Below are 18,960 nucleotides of genomic sequence, written 5' to 3' on the forward strand. Positions count from 1 at the left end.
TTGATGGGGTAAGGCTCCCAGTAGACGACTGGGTTGATAGGCCGGATATGGAAGCCAGGTGACTGGTGGAGTTGACCGGTACTAATAGGCCGAGGGCTTGTCCTCAGTTGCTCGCGTCCACTGTGTTGGTTCTGAAACCATGAACAACCTGCCCCTGTTCCGGGGGTGTGCTGGTTGAGAGTTTCATAGTGTTTCGGTGGTCATAGCGTGAGGGAAACGCCCGGTTACATTCCGAACCCGGAAGCTAAGCCTTACAGCGCCGATGGTACTGCAGGGGGGACCCTGTGGGAGAGTAGGACGCCGCCGAACGATTTTTCCGGGGAGCCCCGCACCATTTGGTGCGGGGCTTTCCGCATTTTGCTTCCAAGACTCCTCCGGCGATGTGCAGCCATCCCACGGGCACCGCCGGCCGCAGGGGTGGCCGGGCCGTCGAGCGAATTCAGGCCCCGCTGACAGGGTCGGGCAGTGCCCGTCGGCGGGTTTTGGCACTGGGGGCTGTTCGGGGTATGATCTATTCCGTTGCCGCGAGGGAAACCTCGAAAAGGGACAAGCCCCTATAGCTCAGTCGGCAGAGCGTCTCCATGGTAAGGAGAAGGTCAACGGTTCGATTCCGTTTGGGGGCTCAGAAGAAAAGGCCTCCGCCCATCGGGCGGGGGCCTTTCTGCTGTTGTGCCCCCTCGGGGGCCGGTATCAGTGTCAGTCGATGTGGACCTCGGGCACGCGCATCGCCAGGATCGCCATGTCGTCGGACGGGGCGTCCGACGCGAAACGCTCCACCGCGCGCATGATGCGCGCCGCCACCGCGCCCGCCGTGAGCCCCGTGCACGTCGTCAGGACGTCGGCCAGGCCGTCGTCGCCGAGCATGTGCGTGCCCTCCCGACGCTCCGTCACCCCGTCCGTGACACACAGCAGGACATCACCGGGGTCGAGCGTGACCGTCTGCTCGTACAGCTCCAGGTCCTCCATGACGCCCAGCAGCGGCTGCGGTTCGGCGGCCGGCTCCACCGTGCCGTCCTGACGCAGACGCAGCGGCAGCGGATGACCGGCGCACACCACCTTCAGCTCGGCGCTGCCGTCCTCCTGCGGGCGCATCTCGCCGTACAGGAGGGTGAGGAAGCGGCTGCGGGCGCCCTCGTCGAGAATCGCGGAGTTGAGGCGCTGTAGCACCTCGGGGCCACTGAGGCCCTCCCGGGCGAGCAGACGCAGCGCGTGCCGGGCGAGGCCGGTCACGGCGGCGGCGTTGGGGCCCGTACCGCAGACGTCGCCGATGGCGAAGCCGTACGCGCCGTCGCTGATGGGGAACAGGTCGTAGAAGTCGCCGCCGACCTCGTTGCCCTCGCCGGCCGCGCGGTAGATGACATCGACCTCGACGCCGTCGACCTGGGGCAGCTCCGGGGGGAGGAGGCTGCGCTGAAGGGACTGGCTGATGGCCGTGCGTTCCGAGTAGAGGCGGGCGTTGTCCAGGGCGAGAGCGGCCCGGCGGGAGAGGTCCTCGGCGAGTTCCAGGATCTCCTGGCGGAAGTGCTCGTCGGTGGGCTTGCCCAGGGTGAGCATGCCGATGACGCGGTTGCGGGCCACCAGCGGCAGGACGACGGTCTCGCCGCCGAGGGCGGACGCGACCGCGAGCGTCGGGCCCATCGCGGAGGCGACCTGCCGGGTGGGGCCGCCGCTCAGGCCCAGGCTGCGCATGGAGCTGCGCAGGGCCTCACGGTGCGCGACCTCGCCAGGGGCGCTCCACACGCGGGCGCCGGGAGTGGGCACCGGGTCCGGCGGGGGCACCTTGGACAACAACGACTTGATGCCGTCGATGAGTTCCTCGTCCTCGTGCAGCACGTACGACAGATACGGCTCGGTGGCCTGGTCGGCGATCGTGTACACCGCGCACCACGTGGCCAGGGTCGGCACGGTCATCTGCGCCATCAGAGCGAGAGTCTGGTCGCGGTCCAGGGTGCCGGCGAGCAGGTCTGACGCCTCGACGAGAAAGCTGAGGGAGCCGCGGCGCAGCCGCTCCAGTTCGCCCAGGCGGGCCGACTCGACAGCCAGGGCGATACGGTCGGCGGCGAACTGCAGGCGCAGCGCCTCCTCGTTGGAGTAGCGGCCCGGAGCCTCGGCGGCGACACCGAGGGAGCCGGTGAGGCGGCCCTCCACCTTCAGCGGGACGGTGACGACGGAGCGCATGCCGGTGCCGTTCAGCAGGGGTACGGCGCCGGGGACGGCCGTGAGGTCCTCGTGGACGGCGGGCATGCGGGCCGAGCCGTAGCGGCCGGGGCCGGCCTCGACGGGGACGCGGGCGAAGCGCTGCCGGGCGGAGGGCAGGCCGGTGGAGGCGCGGACCTCCAGTTCCGTCTCGTCGTCGGTGGCGAGGAGGAGGAAGGCGGAGTCGCCGTCGAGCATGTCGCGGGCGCGTTCCACGGTGCGCTGGAGCAGGCCGTCGAGGTCGTCCGGTGCGGGCGAGCCGATGAATGTCTCGAACGGGTCGGTGCTCGGCCCGTCGCTGTTGCCGCCGGTATCGGAGGCGGGGGTGCGTTGCGGGGTCTGCAGGACGGCGCGTTCGTGGTCGCGTACCAGCAGGCACACCGTGGAGGGCTCGCCGGCGGCGTCACGGACGCGCAGATGGGAGGCGTACACGGGGACGACACGGCCGCTGGTGTCGCGGATGCCGTAGCTGCCCTCCCAGCGGGAGAGGCGCAGGGCCTCGGCGATGCCGGTGCCGGTGCCCGCGGTGTGCGGCCAGGCGGCGAGGTCGGTGAGGGGTTTGCCGGTGACCTGGTCGGCGGCGTAGCCGAAGAGGTCCTCGGCGTCCTCGTTCCAGGCGCTGATGGTGCCGGCGCGGTCGATCTGCACGACGGCGACGCGGATGCGGCCGTCGGCGAGCGGCAGCAGCTCGGCGGGGAGGGCCGGACCCGCGGTGCGGGTGCCGACCGGGCGCTCGGGCAGGTCCAGCTGGAACCAGACATTCTTGTGCGTGGGGGTGTACTCCACGCCCCAGCGGCCGGCGAGGGCCGCGCACAGCTGGAGGCCGCGTCCGCCCTCGCGGTCCGGGCTGCCCATGGAGATCGCCGCGGCTTGCAGGGGGATCTCGCGTTCGGGGTAGCGGTCGGAGACCTCGATGCGTACGCCGTCGCCGGTGCGCAGGCACAGGACGTCGGCGTGGGTGCCGGCGTGGACGACGGCGTTGGTGACGAGTTCGCTGGTGAGGACGACGGCGTCGTCGACGATGTCGGCGAAGCCCCAGCCCTGGAGTGTGTCACGGACGAAGGAGCGGGCGGTGGCGACCGAACGCCCCACGGGCTCGAAGGTGGCAGCCGCGCGCGCGGTGATCACAGAACTCCTCGGCCGGTCGTCGACATGCTGGGCTGTCCGGTCGTCGGGCGCGTTCCGCTGATGCGGTGGGCGCGTGCTCGTCGGCCGGGGGTCCGGGGGCTGGTCCCCGGGGATCAGTCCGGTGGTCATTGCTGCGGCCGCCCCTCCGATGCCCGCTCGTTCCCGTGCCACCGCCCAGGCCGGACGGACCGGCGTGGCTGGACAGCCGCATGCAAGGTTACTTACCTTCCCCGTCCATGCGGATGCCGGTCACCGGTGTTTCCGTCCGGAGGGTGTGCGGACGATGTGCGAAGCTGCCGAACTGTTATGGCCTGGTTCGGCGAGGGTGAAACACTGGGCAGGCTTCTGGTGAAGGTCCGGGCAGGCCGAGTGTCTTTGTGAGTATGGCGGGCAGCAGCCCGTTCGTGTGGCCTGACAGCGTCGGGCGGACACGGGCAGCGGCATCTGGTACGCCGGGCAAGCGGTACCCGGTACGGCACTTCGAAGCACAGCAGTGACGGTCGACCCTTGCGGGAGGGACACAGTGGAGTCTGGCGCAGCGGCGCGGGGCACGAAGGCGCGCGCGAAAGGCGGACAGTCCCTGAGCAGTCGGCGCGCACCGCGCGGCGGTACGACGGTCGTGGACACGGCGGCGTTGAACCGTCTGCTGGCGGCGCTGGTGGCGATGCGGGACGGGAACTTCCGCAAGCGGCTGACCGTGTCCGGCGACGGGGTGATGTCGGAGATCGCGGCGGTCTTCAACGAGGTCGCGGACCGGAATCTGCATCTGACGGGCGAGCTGGCCCGGGTGCGGCGCATGGTGGGCCGTGAGGGAAAGCTCACGGAGCGGCTGGAGACGGGGGCCTGCGAGGGGTCCTGGGCGGCGGCCGTCGACAACTCCAACGCGCTGGTCGACGATCTCGTACGGCCCGTGTCGGAGGTCAGCCGGGTGCTGTCGGCCGTCGCGGAGGGCGATCTGTCGCCGCGGATGGAGCTGCGCACGCTGACGCCGGACGGGGTGGGGCAGCCGCTGCGCGGTGAGTTCCTGAAGGTCGGGCGGACCGTGAACAACCTCGTCGACCAGCTGTCGACGTTCACGGACGAGGTCACGCGGGTGGCCAGCGAGGTCGGTACCGAGGGCAAGCTGGGCGGGCAGGCACGCGTGCGTGGTCTGTCGGGTTCGTGGAAGGACCTGACGGACTCCGTCAACACGATGGCGTCGCGGCTGACCGCTCAGGTGCGGGACATCGCGCTGGTGACCACGGCCGTCGCGAAGGGTGATCTGTCTCGCAAGGTGACGGTGCATGTGGCCGGCGAGATGCTGGAGCTGAAGAACACCGTCAACACGATGGTCGACCAGCTGTCCGCGTTCTCCTCGGAGGTGACGCGGGTCGCGCGCGAGGTGGGCACCGAGGGCATCCTGGGCGGTCAGGCGCAGGTGTCCGGTGTGGACGGCGTGTGGAAGGAGCTGACGGACTCCGTCAACACGATGGCGGGCAACCTCACCGCGCAGGTGCGGGGCATCGCCGAGGTGACGACGGCCGTCGCGAGCGGTGATCTGTCGCGGAAGGTGACGGTGCCGGCGCGCGGTGAGGTGGCGCAGCTCGCCGACACGATCAACCAGATGACGGAGACGCTGCGGATCTTCGCCGACGAGGTCACGCGGGTGGCGAACGAGGTCGGTGCCGAGGGGCGGCTGGGCGGTCAGGCGAACGTGCCGGGGGCGGCGGGCACGTGGAAGGACCTGACGGACTCGGTCAACACGGCGTTCCGGAACCTGACCGGTCAGGTGAGGGACATCGCCGCGGTGACGACTGCGGTGGCCAACGGTGATCTGTCGCAGAAGGTCACCGTGGATGTGTCCGGTGAGATGCTGGAGCTGAAGAACACCGTGAACGGCATGGTGGATCAGCTGTCGGCGTTCGGTGCCGAGGTCACGCGGGTGGCGCGGGAGGTCGGTGTCGAGGGTGAGCTGGGCGGTCAGGCGCAGGTGCCGGGGGCGGCCGGTGCGTGGAAGGACCTGACGGACTCGGTCAACACGGCGTTCCGGAACCTGACCGGTCAGGTGCGCAACATCGCGCAGGTGACGACGGCGGTCGCGAACGGTGATCTGTCGCAGAAGGTCACCGTGGACGTGTCCGGTGAGATGCTCCAGCTGAAGAACACCGTGAACCGGATGGTGGACCAGCTGTCGTCCTTCGCGGACCAGGTCATCCGGATCTCCCGGGACGTGGGCACGGAGGGCCGGCTGGGCGGTCAGGCGCGTGTGGACGGTGTGTCGGGCACGTGGAAGGAGCTGACGGACTCCGTCAACTCGATGGCCGGCAATCTCACCTCGCAGGTGCGGAACATCGCGCAGGTGACGACGGCGGTGGCGCGCGGTGATCTGTCGCAGAAGATCGACGTGGACGCGCGCGGGGAGATCCTGGAGCTGAAGAACACCATCAACACGATGGTCGACCAGCTCTCTGCGTTCGCCGACCAGGTGACGCGGGTGGCGCGTGACGTGGGTACCGAGGGGCGGCTGGGCGGTCAGGCGCAGGTGCCGGGCGTGGCCGGTGTGTGGCGGGACCTGACGGACTCCGTGAACGGCATGGCCGGGAACCTGACGGCGCAGGTGCGGAACATCGCTCAGGTCGCGACGGCGGTGGCGCGCGGTGACCTCTCGCAGAAGATCACCGTGGACGCGCGCGGGGAGATCCTGGAGCTGAAGAACACCCTGAACACGATGGTGGACCAGCTGTCGTCGTTCGCCCAGGAGGTCACGCGGGTGGCGCGTGAGGTGGGCACGGAGGGCATTCTGGGCGGTCAGGCCGAGGTGCAGGGTGTCTCCGGCACCTGGAAGGACCTGACGCAGTCGGTGAACGGCATGGCGAACAACCTGACCCTTCAGGTGCGTTCCATCGCCGAGGTCACGACGGCGGTCGCCAAGGGCGACCTGTCGAAGAAGATCACCGTCGATGCCAAGGGCGAGATCCTGGAGCTGGTGACGACGGTCAACACGATGGTGGACCAGCTGTCGTCGTTCGCCGAGCAGGTCACGCGGGTGGCGCGTGAGGTGGGCACCGAGGGCATCCTGGGCGGTCAGGCGAACGTGCCGGGTGTCACCGGTATCTGGAAGGACCTCAGCGACAACGTCAACCTGATGGCGAAGAACCTGACCACGCAGGTGCGGAACATCTCGCAGGTGTCGGCGGCGGTCGCCAACGGTGACCTGACGCGTCAGGTGACCATCGAGGCGCGCGGTGAGGTGGCGCAGCTCGCCGACACGATCAACACCATGGTCAAGACGCTCAGCTCGTTCGCCGAGCAGGTGACCAAGGTGGCGCGTGAGGTGGGAACGGACGGCATCCTGGGCGGTCAGGCGCATGTGCCGGGTGTGGCGGGCACGTGGAAGGACCTCACCGAGTCGGTGAACCAGATGGCGTCCAACCTGACCGGTCAGGTGCGGAACATCGCCATGGTGACCACCGCGATCGCCAAGGGCGACCTGACGAAGAAGATCGACATCGATGCCCGCGGTGAGATCCTGGAGCTGAAGACGACCATCAACACGATGGTCGACCAGCTGTCCTCCTTCGCGGAGGAGGTCACGCGTGTGGCCCGCGAGGTGGGTACGGAGGGCCAGCTGGGCGGTCAGGCACGCGTGCGTGACGTGGACGGCACGTGGCGGGACCTGACGGAGTCGGTGAACGAGATGGCCGGGAACCTGACCCGGCAGGTGCGGGCCATCGCGCGCGTGGCGACGGCGGTGACCCGGGGCGACCTGAACCTGAAGATCGACGTGGACGCCGCGGGCGAGATCCAGGAGCTTCAGGACAACATCAACAAGATGATCGCCAACCTGCGCGACACCACGGTCGCCAACCAGGAGCAGGACTGGCTGAAGGGCAACCTGGCGCGGATCTCCGGTCTGATGCAGGGCCGCCGTGATCTGGAGGACGTCGCCTCGCTGATCATGAGCGAGCTGACGCCGGTGGTGTCCGCGCAGCACGGGGCGTTCTTCGTGGCGATGCCGCTGGTGGACGGGCAGGACGTCGGGGAGGACGAGGACGACCGCTACGAGCTGCGGATGCTGGGCTCGTACGGCTACTCGATGGGTTCCATGCCGACGTCGTTCCGGCCCGGTGAGGCGCTGGTCGGCACGGCCGCCAAGGAGAAGCGCACGATCCTCGTGGAGAACGCGCCCAGCGGCTATCTGAAGATCTCCTCCGGGCTCGGGGAGGCGCCGCCCGCGCAGGTGATCGTGCTGCCGGTGCTGTTCGAGGGCAAGGTGCTCGGTGTGATCGAGCTGGCGTCGTTCACGTCGTTCACGCAGATCCAGAAGGACTTCCTGAACCAGATCGCGGAGATGATCGCGACCAGCGTCAACACCATCTCCGTCAACACCAAGACGGAGCAGCTGCTGAAGCAGTCGCAGGAGCTGACCGAGCAACTGCGTGAGCGGTCGGTGGAGTTGGAGCAGCGGCAGAAGGCGTTGCAGGCGTCCAACGCGGAGCTGGAGGAGAAGGCGGAGCTGCTGGCGCAGCAGAACCGTGACATCGAGGTGAAGAACACCGAGATCGAAGAGGCGCGGCAGGTCCTGGAGGAGCGTGCCGAGCAGCTCGCGGTGTCGATGCGGTACAAGAGCGAGTTCCTCGCGAACATGTCGCACGAGCTGCGTACGCCGTTGAACTCGCTGCTGATCCTGGCGAAGCTGCTCGCCGACAACGCGGAGGGGAACCTGTCGCCGAAGCAGGTGGAGTTCGCGGAGACGATCCACGGCGCCGGTTCGGACCTGTTGCAGCTGATCAACGACATCCTGGACCTGTCGAAGGTCGAGGCGGGCAAGATGGACGTCTCGCCGACGCGGATCGCGCTGGTGCAGCTGGTGGACTATGTGGAGGCCACGTTCCGGCCGCTGACCGCGGAGAAGGGCCTGGATCTGTCGGTGCGGATCTCGCCGGAGCTGCCGGCGACGCTGCACACCGACGAGCAGCGGCTGCTGCAGGTGCTGCGGAATCTGTTGTCGAACGCGGTGAAGTTCACCGACTCCGGTTCGGTGGAGCTGGTGATCCGGCCGGCCGGTGCGGATGTCCCGCAGTCGATCCGGGAGCAGCTGCTGGAGGCCGGTTCGCTCACCGATGCGGGGGCGCCGCTGATCGCGTTCTCGGTGACGGACACCGGTATCGGGATCGCCGCGAGCAAGATGCGGGTGATCTTCGAGGCGTTCAAGCAGGCCGACGGCACGACGAGCCGCAAGTACGGCGGTACGGGGCTGGGGCTGTCGATCTCGCGGGAGATCGCGCAGCTGCTGGGCGGTGAGATCCACGCGCAGAGCGAGCCGGGCCGAGGTTCGACGTTCACGTTGTATCTGCCGCTGCACCCGAGCGAGCTGCCGCCGCACGGCTACCAGCAGCCGGCGCCCGCGCTGGAGGCCGGTGACCTGGTGGCGTCGGAGGCGCAGCTGTCGGAGCTGGCCGAGGCGGCGATCGAGACGCCGGCGGAGGTGAAGTCGTACCAGGAGACGCAGAACGGTGCCGCGGCGCTGTTCCGGCGGCGGCGCCGGGGCGCGGGCGGGCAGGACGCCCAGGACGTGCCGCAGGAGGCGCCGGGGGAGCAGTGGACGGGCGGTGAGCAGGCGGCGTCGCAGCAGCCGTACCGCGGGGTGCGCTTCGGCGGGCAGAAGGTGCTCATCGTCGACGACGACATCCGCAATGTGTTCGCGCTGACGAGTGTGCTGGAGCAGCACGGGCTGTCGGTGCTGTACGCGGAGAACGGCCGTGAGGGCATCGAGGTGCTGGAGCAGCACGACGATGTGGCGGTCGTGCTCATGGACATCATGATGCCGGAGATGGACGGGTACGCGACGACGACGGCGATCAGGCGGATGCCGCAGTTCTCGGGGCTGCCGATCATCGCGCTGACGGCGAAGGCGATGAAGGGCGACCGGGAGAAGGCGATCGAGTCGGGGGCGTCCGACTATGTCACCAAGCCGGTCGACCCCGATCATCTGCTGTCGGTGATGGAGCAGTGGATGCGCGGGGAATGAACGGTGACGTTCGTCCGCCGGAGCTGACGGTGAGTGCGTACGGCCGTGTAGAAAGGCGGGATTCGGGGAACCTTCTGGTCTCCTGCTGCGTTTCTGCTATGTGCACAGTGACATCGCGGTGACAGGGTGTGGCGACCGGCGGGGTGCGGCTACGATGACCGGCACGAGGACGGGCGGCGTAAGGGAGTCGTCCCCAGGGGCGGCACCCGCCGGTGTTGCCCCGAGTCCTGCGGACAGGGGTGGCCCCATGCCGGGGCGAGGAGGGCGGGCCATGGTGCAGAAGGCCAAGATCCTCCTGGTCGATGACCGGCCGGAGAATCTGCTGGCGCTGGAGGCGATCCTCTCTGCGCTCGATCAGACGCTGGTGCGGGCATCGTCCGGGGAGGAAGCACTCAAAGCACTGCTCACGGACGATTTCGCGGTCATCCTGCTGGACGTCCAGATGCCGGGGATGGACGGTTTCGAGACGGCCGCGCACATCAAGCGGCGTGAGCGGACCCGGGACATCCCGATCATCTTCCTCACGGCGATCAACCACGGACCGCACCACACCTTCCGCGGGTACGCGGCGGGGGCGGTGGACTACATCTCCAAGCCGTTCGATCCTTGGGTGCTGCGCGCCAAGGTCTCCGTCTTCGTCGAGCTGTACATGAAGAACTGCCAGCTGCGCGAGCAGGCGGCGCTGCTGCGGTTGCAGTTGGAGGGCGGCGGCCGGGGCGGTGTCGGCGGCAAGGAGTCCGCCGGGCTGCTCGCCGAGCTGTCGGCGCGCCTCGCGGCGGTGGAGGAGCAGGCGGAGGCGCTGTCGAAGCAGTTGGACGACGAGTCGGCGGACGCGGCGGCGGTGGCCACGGCCGCGCATCTGGAGCGCAAACTCACCGGGCTGCGGCGGGCGCTGGACGCGCTGGAGCCGGGCTCCGGAGGCGGCGGCGCGCAGGTCTCCTCGCAGAACTGACGGAACTGGCCCGCTCCGCGCGGGACGTGCGGGTGAGAGCGCGTCAGACACGTGTGACCGCAAGGGCGACACGAACGGGTGAAGCGGCGACCACACGTGTCCCCCGGCGCCTCCCCCGGTAACCTCACACCTATGGCCTCACGTCCCTCCGCAGCCAAGAAGCCGCCCGCGAAGAAGGCGGCCGCTCCCGCGAAGGCTCCGGCGAGGAAGGCCGCTGCGAAGAAGGCACCCGCAAAGAAGGCACCCGCCAGGAAAGCCGCCGCGAAGAAGCCCGCACCGAAACCGGCACCGAGCCCCACCGGTGGCGTGTACCGGCTGGTGCGTGCGCTGTGGCTCGGCCTGGCGCACGCCGTCGGCGCCGTCTTCCGCGGGATAGGGCAGGGCGCGAAGAACCTCGACCCCGCCCACCGCAAGGACGGGGTCGCGCTGCTCCTGCTCGCCCTCGCCCTGATCGTCGCCGCCGGCACCTGGGCCGACCTGAAGGGCCCGGTCGGCGACTTGGTGGAGATCCTCGTGACGGGCGCGTTCGGCCGGCTGGACCTGCTGGTGCCGATCGTCCTCGCGGTGATCGCGACGCGGTTCATCCGCCACCCGGAGAAGCCGGAGGCCAACGGCCGTATCGTCATCGGCCTGTCCGCGCTGCTCGTCGGCGTGCTCGGGCAGATCCACATCGCGTGCGGATCGCCCGCCCGCAGCGCCGGCATGCAGGCCATAAGGGACGCGGGCGGCCTCATCGGCTGGGGTGCGGCGACCCCGCTGACGTTCATGATGACCGAGGTTCTCGCCGTACCGCTGCTGGTGCTGCTGACGGTCTTCGGTCTGCTCGTCGTCACCGCCACCCCCGTCAACGCCATCCCGCAGCGGCTGCGGCAGCTCGGTGTGCGCCTCGGCATCGTCCACGAACCGGCGACGGACGAGTACACCGAGTACGGCGACGACGACGCCCGCTACGAGGAGCAGTGGCGCGAGGCGCTGCCCGGCCGGTCGGGCCGGCGCTCGTCCGGGCCCGCCGCGTACGACCCCGACACCGCCGAACAGGAGGCGCTGTCCCGGCGCCGCGGCCGGCCGCGCCGCGCTGCCGTGCCGCAGCCCGCGTCGGACCGGGAACCCGACGCGGTGGACATCGCGGCAGCAGCCGCCGCGGACCTCGACGGTGCCGTCCTGCACGGCATGCCGCCTTCCCCGCTGGTCGCCGACCTCACCCAGGGCGTGCGCATCGGTGACCGCGACCGCACCGGCGAGGCCACCGCGCCGACACCCGTACCCGCCGCGCGGCCCCGGCAGGACCAGGCCGGCAGCGCGGTCCCCGACCTCACCAAGACCCCACCGCCCGAGCCGCGGGACATGCCGGCGCGGGCCGAGCAGCTCCAGCTGTCCGGCGACATCACCTACGCGCTGCCCTCGCTCGACCTGCTCACCCGCGGTGGCCCCGGCAAGGCGCGCAGCGCCGCCAACGACGCCATAGTGGCCGCGCTCACCAACGTCTTCACCGAGTTCAAGGTCGACGCCGCCGTCACCGGCTTCACCAGGGGGCCGACGGTCACCCGCTACGAGGTCGAGCTGGGTCCGGCCGTCAAGGTCGAGCGGATCACCGCGCTCACCAAGAACATCGCGTACGCCGTCGCCAGCCCCGACGTGCGGATCATCAGCCCCATCCCCGGCAAGTCGGCGGTCGGCATCGAGATCCCGAACACCGACCGGGAGATGGTCAACCTCGGCGATGTGCTGCGCCTCGCGGAGTCCGCCGAGGACGACGACCCGATGCTGGTCGCGTTCGGCAAGGACGTCGAGGGCGGCTATGTCATGCACTCGCTGGCGAAGATGCCGCACATGCTGGTCGCCGGCGCCACCGGCTCCGGCAAGTCGTCCTGCATCAACTGCCTGATCACCTCGGTGATGATGCGGGCCACCCCGGAGGACGTGCGGATGATCCTCGTCGACCCCAAGCGGGTCGAGCTGACCGCGTACGAGGGCATCCCGCACCTGATCACCCCGATCATCACCAACCCCAAGCGGGCCGCCGAGGCGCTCCAGTGGGTCGTACGTGAGATGGACCTGCGCTACGACGACCTCGCCGCATACGGCTACCGGCACATCGACGACTTCAACCAGGCCGTGCGCGAGGGCAAGGTCAAGCCGCCCGAGGGCAGCGAGCGGGAGCTTCAGCCGTACCCGTACCTGCTGGTGATCGTGGACGAGCTGGCCGACCTGATGATGGTGGCCCCGCGTGACGTGGAGGACGCGATCGTCCGTATCACGCAGCTCGCGCGGGCCGCCGGCATCCACCTGGTGCTCGCCACGCAGCGGCCCTCCGTCGATGTCGTCACCGGTCTGATCAAGGCGAACGTGCCGTCCCGGCTGGCGTTCGCCACGTCCTCACTCGCCGACTCGCGGGTCATCCTCGACCAGCCCGGCGCGGAGAAGCTGATCGGCAAGGGCGACGGCCTGTTCCTGCCGATGGGCGCGAACAAGCCGATCCGGATGCAGGGCGCGTTCGTGACCGAGGCGGAGGTCGCGGCCGTCGTCCAGCACTGCAAGGAGCAGATGGCGCCGGTCTTCCGGGACGACGTCGTCGTCGGCACCAAGCAGAAGAAGGAGATCGACGAGGACATCGGCGACGACCTCGACCTGTTGTGCCAGGCGGCCGAGCTGGTCGTCTCCACCCAGTTCGGGTCGACCTCCATGCTCCAGCGCAAGCTGCGCGTCGGCTTCGCCAAGGCCGGCCGGCTGATGGATTTGATGGAGTCGCGGAACATCGTCGGGCCCAGTGAGGGCTCCAAGGCCCGTGACGTCCTGGTGAAGCCCGACGAGCTGGACGGGGTGCTCGCGATGATCCGGGGAGAGTCCGAGGGGTAGATCCCGTACGCGGGGGAAGGGGCTGGGGATGGAACGCCCGTCGATGACCGGGGCCCGGTCGTCCATGGCTCCTTCGTGTCGCTTCGCGATCGGCGCCCGGCCGCGCGTGGCCCCTTCGTGTCCCGTCGCGATCGGTGCTCGGTCGTCCGTGGTTCCTTTGCGAACGCCCGCGATCGTGTTCGGCCCGTTCGCGACTGCGGCCGGCCCGTTCGGGACCGACGTGTGTCCGTCCGAAACCCGGATTCGTCCGTCCGCGACCGTGACTCACCCGTTAGGGAGACCCGGGCAACCGTTTCCCCTCGCTGTACGTCCAGTTGAGCGAGAAGACAGGGACGTGGCCCACGCGGGCCACGGACCTGGCCCGTCATCGGCGTGTCCGGGCCATACCGATGGCGTACAAAGTTCCACCGCCCGGTTGCCCCACCCTTTCGTACCCCCCCTAGACTGAACCTCCAGCACAGGTGGCTACACGCTCGAAAGGCGCCCCCGTGTCCATCGGCAACTCCCCTGAAGACGAGCGTCCGTTCGAAGACGATCGCGAGGAATCCCGCCTCTCCGTCGGCCGTGCCCTGCAGAAGGCGCGCATCGCCGCCGGCCTGACCGTCGACGACGTCAGCAACGCCACCCGGGTCCGTATCGCCATCGTGCACGCCATCGAGGCGGACAACTTCGCCCCGTGCGGCGGCGACGTGTACGCGCGCGGCCACATCCGGACCCTGGCCAGGGCCGTCCACCTCGACCCCGAACCGCTCATCGAGCGGTACGACGCCGAGCACGGCGGCCGGCCCGCGCCCACCCCGGCGGCCCCCCTGTTCGAGGCGGAACGTATCCGCCCGGAGCGGCGCGGCCCCAACTGGACCGCGGCGATGGTCGCCGCGATCGTGGCCGTCGTCGGCTTCGTCGGCTTCACCGTCGTCAAGGGCGACGACAACGGCACCAAGGACCCGGTCGCCGGCGGCTCCACGCCCAGCACCGCGACGACCGACTCGCCCACCCCGAAGAACAGCACGGGCGGCGACCGCAAACCGGTCCCCTCCGACAGCGCCATCGCCGCCGCCCCGCAGGACAAGGTGACCGTCCAGGTCAGCGCCACCGACGGGCGCAGCTGGATCTCGGCCCGCGACCACAACGGCCGCCTCCTCTTCGACGGGCTGCTCAAGCACGGCCAGTCCAAGACCTTCCAGGACAGCTCCAAGATCAACCTGGTGCTCGGCGACGCCGGCGCGATCACCCTCTACGTCAACGGCAAGAAGATCGAGGACGACTTCCAGCCCGGCGCCGTGGAGCGGCTGACCTACACCAAGGGAGACCCGCAGGTCGGCTGAGCCCGGACACTCCCTGCGACACGACGGGGCGGGCCCCAGAAGGGTCAACCCCGTCGACGTGGGGTGTCAGCGGGACGAAGTACTCTTGAGCCCATGCCTGAACGCCGTACCGTCGCACTCGTCACCCTTGGCTGCGCTCGTAACGAGGTGGACTCGGAAGAGCTCGCAGGCCGTTTGGAGGCGGACGGCTGGCAGCTCGTGGAGGACGCCGCGGACGCCGATGTCGCCGTCGTCAACACCTGCGGCTTCGTCGACGCCGCCAAGAAGGACTCCGTCGACGCCCTCCTCGAGGCCAACGACCTCAAGGGACACGGCAGAACCCAGGCCGTCGTCGCGGTCGGCTGCATGGCCGAGCGGTACGGCAAGGAACTCGCCGAAGCCCTCCCCGAAGCCGACGGCGTCCTCGGCTTCGACGACTACGCCGACATCTCCGACCGCCTGCAGACCATCCTCTCCGGCGGCATCCACGCCGCGCACACCCCGCGCGACCGCCGCAAGCTCCTGCCCATCAGCCCGGCCGAGCGGCAGGAATCGGCCGCCGCCGTCGCCCTGCCCGGGCACGGCCCGACCGACCTGCCCGAGGGCCTCGCCCCCGCCTCCGGACCGCGCGCACCCCTGCGCCGCCGCCTGGACGGCTCCCCGGTCGCCTCCGTCAAGCTCGCCTCCGGCTGCGACCGGCGCTGCACATTCTGCGCCATCCCCTCCTTCCGCGGCTCCTTCATCTCGCGCCGCCCCAGCGACGTACTGAACGAGACACGGTGGCTGGCCGAGCAGGGCGTGAAGGAGATCATGCTGGTCTCCGAGAACAACACCTCCTACGGCAAGGACCTCGGCGACATCCGCCTGCTGGAGTCCCTGCTGCCCGAACTGGCCGACGTCGACGGCATCGAACGCGTCCGGGTGAGCTACCTCCAGCCCGCCGAGATGCGCCCCGGCCTGATCGACGTGCTCACCTCCACCCCGAAGGTCGCCCCCTACTTCGACCTGTCCTTCCAGCACTCCGCGCCCGCCGTGCTGCGCGCCATGCGCCGCTTCGGCGACACCGACCGCTTCCTGGAACTGCTCGACACCATCCGCGGCAAGGCCCCCGAGGCCGGAGTGCGCTCCAACTTCATCGTCGGCTTCCCCGGCGAGACCGAGGACGACCTCGCCGAGCTGGAGCGTTTCCTCAACCACGCCCGGCTGGACGCCATCGGCGTCTTCGGCTACTCCGACGAGGAGGGCACCGAGGCCGCCACGTACGACGGCAAGCTCGACGAGGACGTCGTCGCCGAGCGCCTGGCCCGCGTCTCCCGCCTCGCCGAGGAACTGGTCTCGCAGCGCGCCGAGGAGCGCATCGGCGAGACCGTGCGCGTCCTGGTGGAGTCCGTCGACGAGGACGGCGTGTACGGCCGTGCCGCGCACCAGGCCCCGGAGACCGACGGCCAGGTGCTCCTCACGAGCGGCGAAGGCCTGACCGCCGGCCGTATGGTCGAGGCGAAGGTGGTCGGTACGGAGGGTGTCGACCTGGTCGCCGAGCCGCTTCCGGGCGTGCTCGGATCCAGCGAGGAGGCGGGCAGATGACCGGCGTACCGGCGTCCGCGGCGGGCGGCCCCTCACCGGCGCACGGGGCGGCCCACGGCGGCGCGCACGGGGCTGAGCACGGCGCGGCGCACGGGCCGGCCAAAGGCCAGGGCGTGTCGAAGGCGCAGGCCGGCGGCAAGGTCCAGCGCGCCGCGAAGAACAGCGCCCCGGCGGCTTCCGGCGCGGCTCTGTCCTCCGCCAAGAGCGCCGGTGCGGGGGAGACGGGCGGCAAGCCCGCCCGCGGCGCCAAGATCGCGGCCAAGGCCGTCGACCAGGCCAGCGTGTGGAACATCGCCAACCTGCTGACCATGCTCCGGCTGCTCCTCGTGCCGGGCTTCGTCGCGCTGATGCTGGCGGACGGCGGGTACGACCCGGCGTGGCGGTCGTTCGCGTGGGCGGCCTTCGCCATCGCGATGATCACCGATCTGTTCGACGGGCATCTGGCGCGCACCTACAACCTCGTCACCGACTTCGGGAAGATCGCCGACCCCATCGCCGACAAGGCGATCATGGGGGCGGCGCTGATCTGTCTGTCCGCGCTCGGCGATCTGCCGTGGTGGGTGACGATCGTGATCCTCGGCCGGGAACTCGGGATCACCCTGCTTCGTTTCCTCGTCATCCGATACGGCGTCATCCCCGCGAGCCGCGGCGGCAAGCTCAAGACGCTCACCCAGGGCGTCGCCGTCGGCATGTACGTGCTGGCGCTGACGGGATGGCTGGCGACCCTGAGGTTCTGGGTGATGGCCGCGGCGGTCGTCCTGACCGTGGTGACCGGCCTCGACTACGTGAGACAGGCCATTGTGCTGCGCCGGCGGGGAATCGCCGAGCGCCGGGCAGCGTTGGAGGAGACAGAAGCGTGAGTTCCCCCGCCGCCGACATCGTGCGACTACTGACAGTGAGAGGCGAGACGGTCGCCGTCGCCGAGTCGCTGACGGGCGGAATGGTCGCGGCGGAGATCACCTCGGTCCCCGGGGCGTCGAAGGCCTTCCGGGGCTCGGTGACGGCGTACGCGACCGCGCTCAAGCATGAACTGCTCGGTGTGGACCCCGACCTGCTTGCCGCGCGCGGCGCGGTGGATCCGCAGGTCGCGGCCCAGATGGCGGCCGGTGTGCGCAAGGCTCTGGGTGCCGACTGGGGCATCGCGACCACGGGCGTCGCCGGACCCGATCCCCAGGACGGGCAGCCCGTGGGAACCGTTTTCGTCGCCGTGGACGGGCCCTTCGGCCCTGATTCCGGTTCCGCCGGTGGCGGAAAAGTGGAGCCGCTGCGGTTGAACGGCGACCGTGCGGAAATTCGTATGGAGAGTGTACGGAGCGTACTCGCACTGCTCCTGAGGGAGCTGGCGCGCGAACAGACCAGGAATGAGCGGGCACAGGATACGGAACGGAACGGGGGGTTTTGATGTTTGCAGCCCTGAGTGAACACGACATCGCTCCCCGCACGGCCGCGGCGCGAGGCGGTACGGTGGGGCGAGAAGGATGCGGCTACGCGGTCCGAGGAGGGAGCCACCGATGATTCTGCTCCGTCGCCTGCTGGGTGACGTGCTGCGTCGGCAGCGCCAACGCCAGGGCCGTACTCTGCGCGAAGTCTCCTCGTCCGCCCGAGTCTCGCTCGGCTATCTCTCCGAGGTGGAGCGGGGGCAGAAGGAGGCTTCCTCCGAACTGCTCGCCGCCATCTGCGACGCGCTGGACGTACGGATGTCCGAGCTCATGCGGGAAGTGAGCGACGAACTCGCCCTCGCCGAGCTGGCCCAGTCTGCCGCGGCCACCCCCAGCGAACCTGTGCCCACACCGGTCCGTCCGATGCTGGGTTCCGTTTCGGTGACCGGTGTGCCACCGGAACGGGTGACCATCAAGGCGCCCGCTGAGGCAGTGGACGTCGTCGCTGCCTGAGGCACGAGTTTCCGAGGCCCCGGCCGGGGCCGCTCCGGTACGACCGGAGCAGCCCCGGCCGGGGCCTTTGCGCGGGGCGGGGGCGGGGCGCGGTGCCCGCGTGCCCGAGTGACCGTGGACCCGGGCTCGAGGGTCGGGGGTTTCGGTGTTGTTTCGGTGCGTTTGCCCGAGCCGCGGGTGGCGGTCATGGTGGAGGGGCACACCCGGGTGACCCCATGGAGGCGTGGATGTACGTCGTGAAGAGCCCGCTGCCCGACGCCGACCTCAAGATCGTCGCGGAGGCGCTGAGGGGGGCGCTCGTCGACCTGATCGACCTGTCGCTGGTCGCCAAGCAGGTCCACTGGAACGTCGTCGGCCCCCGTTTCCGGTCCGTCCACCTTCAGCTCGACGAAGTCGTCGCCACGGCCCGCACCCACTCCGACACCGTCGCCGAGCGCGCCTCCGCCCTCGGCGTGCCACCCGACGGACGCGCCGCCACCGTCGCCGCCGGCAGCGGCATCGCCACCGTGCCCGACGGCTGGGTGAAGGACGGCGACGCGGTCGGCACCCTCGTGTCGGCGCTGGCCGCGGTGATCGCGCGGATGCGGGAACGTGTCGCGGCGACCGAAACGGCCGACCCCGTCAGCCAGGACATGTTCATCCAGATCACCGCCGACCTGGAGAAGCACCACTGGATGTTCCAGGCGGCGAACGGCTGACGGCCGGCCCGGGGCCCGGCGGTGCGCCCGCGCGCCCGCGTCCGCCTGTGCGCCCCTTCCGATCGCGAGGGCGGTGTTCTAGCGTCCGGCTGGAGGTGACCGCCATGTCGGGGCGGGCAGCGCGCTGGGGAGCCGCCGCAGGGCTCGGCGCCCTGTGGTGGTGGGCCGTGCTGCGACTCGCCCTGGTGCCCGAGGCGGGCGTGCTCGAAGGCGCCGTCGCTGCCGGCGGGTGGGGCCTGAGCCTGCTGCCGGTGCACTGCGCGCCGAAGTCCCGGGCCGAGGGCGCGCTGCGGGAAGGGCGGTGGCGGGACGCCTGGCGGGCCGGTACCCGGTCTGAGGG

The 18,960-nt window shown here is 70.0% G+C and carries 11 protein-coding genes, 1 tRNA gene and 2 rRNA genes; 13 read left to right on the forward strand and 1 reads right to left on the reverse strand.

What is annotated here, in order from left to right:
* The 3 genes from MTQ10_RS14930 to MTQ10_RS14940 form a co-directional block, all read left to right on the forward strand.
* Window positions 1-105 (forward strand): 23S ribosomal RNA (locus MTQ10_RS14930); the annotation flags it as partial.
* A gap of 87 nt (window positions 106-192) precedes the next feature.
* Window positions 193-309, forward strand: a 5S ribosomal RNA gene (rrf, locus tag MTQ10_RS14935).
* A gap of 241 nt (window positions 310-550) precedes the next feature.
* Window positions 551-623 (forward strand) — tRNA-Thr (locus MTQ10_RS14940).
* A 73-nt stretch (window positions 624-696) separates the two neighbouring features.
* Here the strand turns inward: MTQ10_RS14940 and MTQ10_RS14945 are convergent.
* A complete protein-coding gene (locus tag MTQ10_RS14945; RefSeq protein WP_247467709.1) occupies window positions 697-3,453 on the reverse strand; it encodes a SpoIIE family protein phosphatase in 2,757 nt (918 codons plus the stop codon).
* 394 nt (window positions 3,454-3,847) lie between these two features.
* On the opposite strand from MTQ10_RS14945, the gene MTQ10_RS31800 reads away from it, so the two are divergent.
* From MTQ10_RS31800 to MTQ10_RS14995, 10 genes are all read left to right on the forward strand, one after another.
* The gene (locus MTQ10_RS31800) at window positions 3,848-9,334 is read left to right on the forward strand and encodes a HAMP domain-containing protein (RefSeq protein WP_247467712.1); all 5,487 of its coding nucleotides are present in this window, start codon (window positions 3,848-3,850) and stop codon (window positions 9,332-9,334) included.
* A gap of 271 nt (window positions 9,335-9,605) precedes the next feature.
* Window positions 9,606-10,286, forward strand: coding sequence for a response regulator (locus MTQ10_RS14955; RefSeq protein WP_247467716.1), 681 nt, complete (start codon window positions 9,606-9,608; stop codon window positions 10,284-10,286).
* Between the two features lie 132 nt (window positions 10,287-10,418).
* On the forward strand, window positions 10,419-13,142 hold the full coding sequence (locus MTQ10_RS14960) for a DNA translocase FtsK (protein WP_247467719.1): 2,724 nt from the start codon (window positions 10,419-10,421) through the stop codon (window positions 13,140-13,142).
* 488 nt (window positions 13,143-13,630) lie between these two features.
* Window positions 13,631-14,467 (forward strand): helix-turn-helix domain-containing protein, encoded by an 837-nt coding sequence (locus MTQ10_RS14965; protein ID WP_247467722.1) that lies wholly within the window; start codon window positions 13,631-13,633, stop codon window positions 14,465-14,467.
* A gap of 93 nt (window positions 14,468-14,560) precedes the next feature.
* Window positions 14,561-16,030: a 30S ribosomal protein S12 methylthiotransferase RimO gene (gene rimO, locus MTQ10_RS14970; RefSeq protein ID WP_247467727.1), complete on the forward strand. Its 1,470-nt coding sequence runs from the start codon at window positions 14,561-14,563 to the stop codon at window positions 16,028-16,030.
* Window positions 16,027-16,890, forward strand: coding sequence for a CDP-diacylglycerol--glycerol-3-phosphate 3-phosphatidyltransferase (gene pgsA, locus MTQ10_RS14975; protein ID WP_247467729.1), 864 nt, complete (start codon window positions 16,027-16,029; stop codon window positions 16,888-16,890). The genes rimO and pgsA overlap by 4 nt, the downstream gene beginning before the upstream one ends.
* Window positions 16,887-17,432 carry a CinA family protein gene (locus tag MTQ10_RS14980; RefSeq protein ID WP_247467734.1) on the forward strand — a complete coding sequence of 182 codons (546 nt, stop codon included), beginning with the start codon at window positions 16,887-16,889 and terminating at the stop codon, window positions 17,430-17,432. The genes pgsA and MTQ10_RS14980 overlap by 4 nt, the downstream gene beginning before the upstream one ends.
* Window positions 17,433-17,541: 109 nt before the next feature.
* On the forward strand, window positions 17,542-17,922 hold the full coding sequence (locus tag MTQ10_RS14985; RefSeq protein ID WP_167997591.1) for a helix-turn-helix domain-containing protein: 381 nt from the start codon (window positions 17,542-17,544) through the stop codon (window positions 17,920-17,922).
* A gap of 227 nt (window positions 17,923-18,149) precedes the next feature.
* Complete coding sequence (locus MTQ10_RS14990) at window positions 18,150-18,620, forward strand: Dps family protein (RefSeq protein ID WP_247467737.1); 471 nt, start codon at window positions 18,150-18,152, stop codon at window positions 18,618-18,620.
* 104 nt (window positions 18,621-18,724) lie between these two features.
* Window positions 18,725-18,960 (forward strand): hypothetical protein (locus tag MTQ10_RS14995; RefSeq protein WP_247467739.1); only part of this gene is annotated, 236 nt, incomplete at its 3' end.

The sequence above is a fragment of the Streptomyces sp. XM83C genome, from assembly GCF_023072675.1.
In the GTDB taxonomy this organism is placed as follows: domain Bacteria; phylum Actinomycetota; class Actinomycetes; order Streptomycetales; family Streptomycetaceae; genus Streptomyces; species Streptomyces thermocoprophilus.

Excerpts from the sequence above, each read along its gene's own strand:
- MTQ10_RS14945 (WP_247467709.1), bottom strand. The coding sequence starts at position 3,453 with ATGACCACCGGACTGATCCCCGGGGACCAGCCCCCGGACCCCCGGCCG.
- MTQ10_RS14955 (WP_247467716.1), top strand. The coding sequence starts at position 9,606 with ATGGTGCAGAAGGCCAAGATCCTCCTGGTCGATGACCGGCCGGAGAAT.
- MTQ10_RS14960 (WP_247467719.1), top strand. The coding sequence starts at position 10,419 with ATGGCCTCACGTCCCTCCGCAGCCAAGAAGCCGCCCGCGAAGAAGGCG.
- rimO (WP_247467727.1), top strand. The coding sequence starts at position 14,561 with ATGCCTGAACGCCGTACCGTCGCACTCGTCACCCTTGGCTGCGCTCGT.
- pgsA (WP_247467729.1), top strand. The coding sequence starts at position 16,027 with ATGACCGGCGTACCGGCGTCCGCGGCGGGCGGCCCCTCACCGGCGCAC.
- MTQ10_RS14985 (WP_167997591.1), top strand. The coding sequence starts at position 17,542 with ATGATTCTGCTCCGTCGCCTGCTGGGTGACGTGCTGCGTCGGCAGCGC.
- MTQ10_RS14990 (WP_247467737.1), top strand. The coding sequence starts at position 18,150 with ATGTACGTCGTGAAGAGCCCGCTGCCCGACGCCGACCTCAAGATCGTC.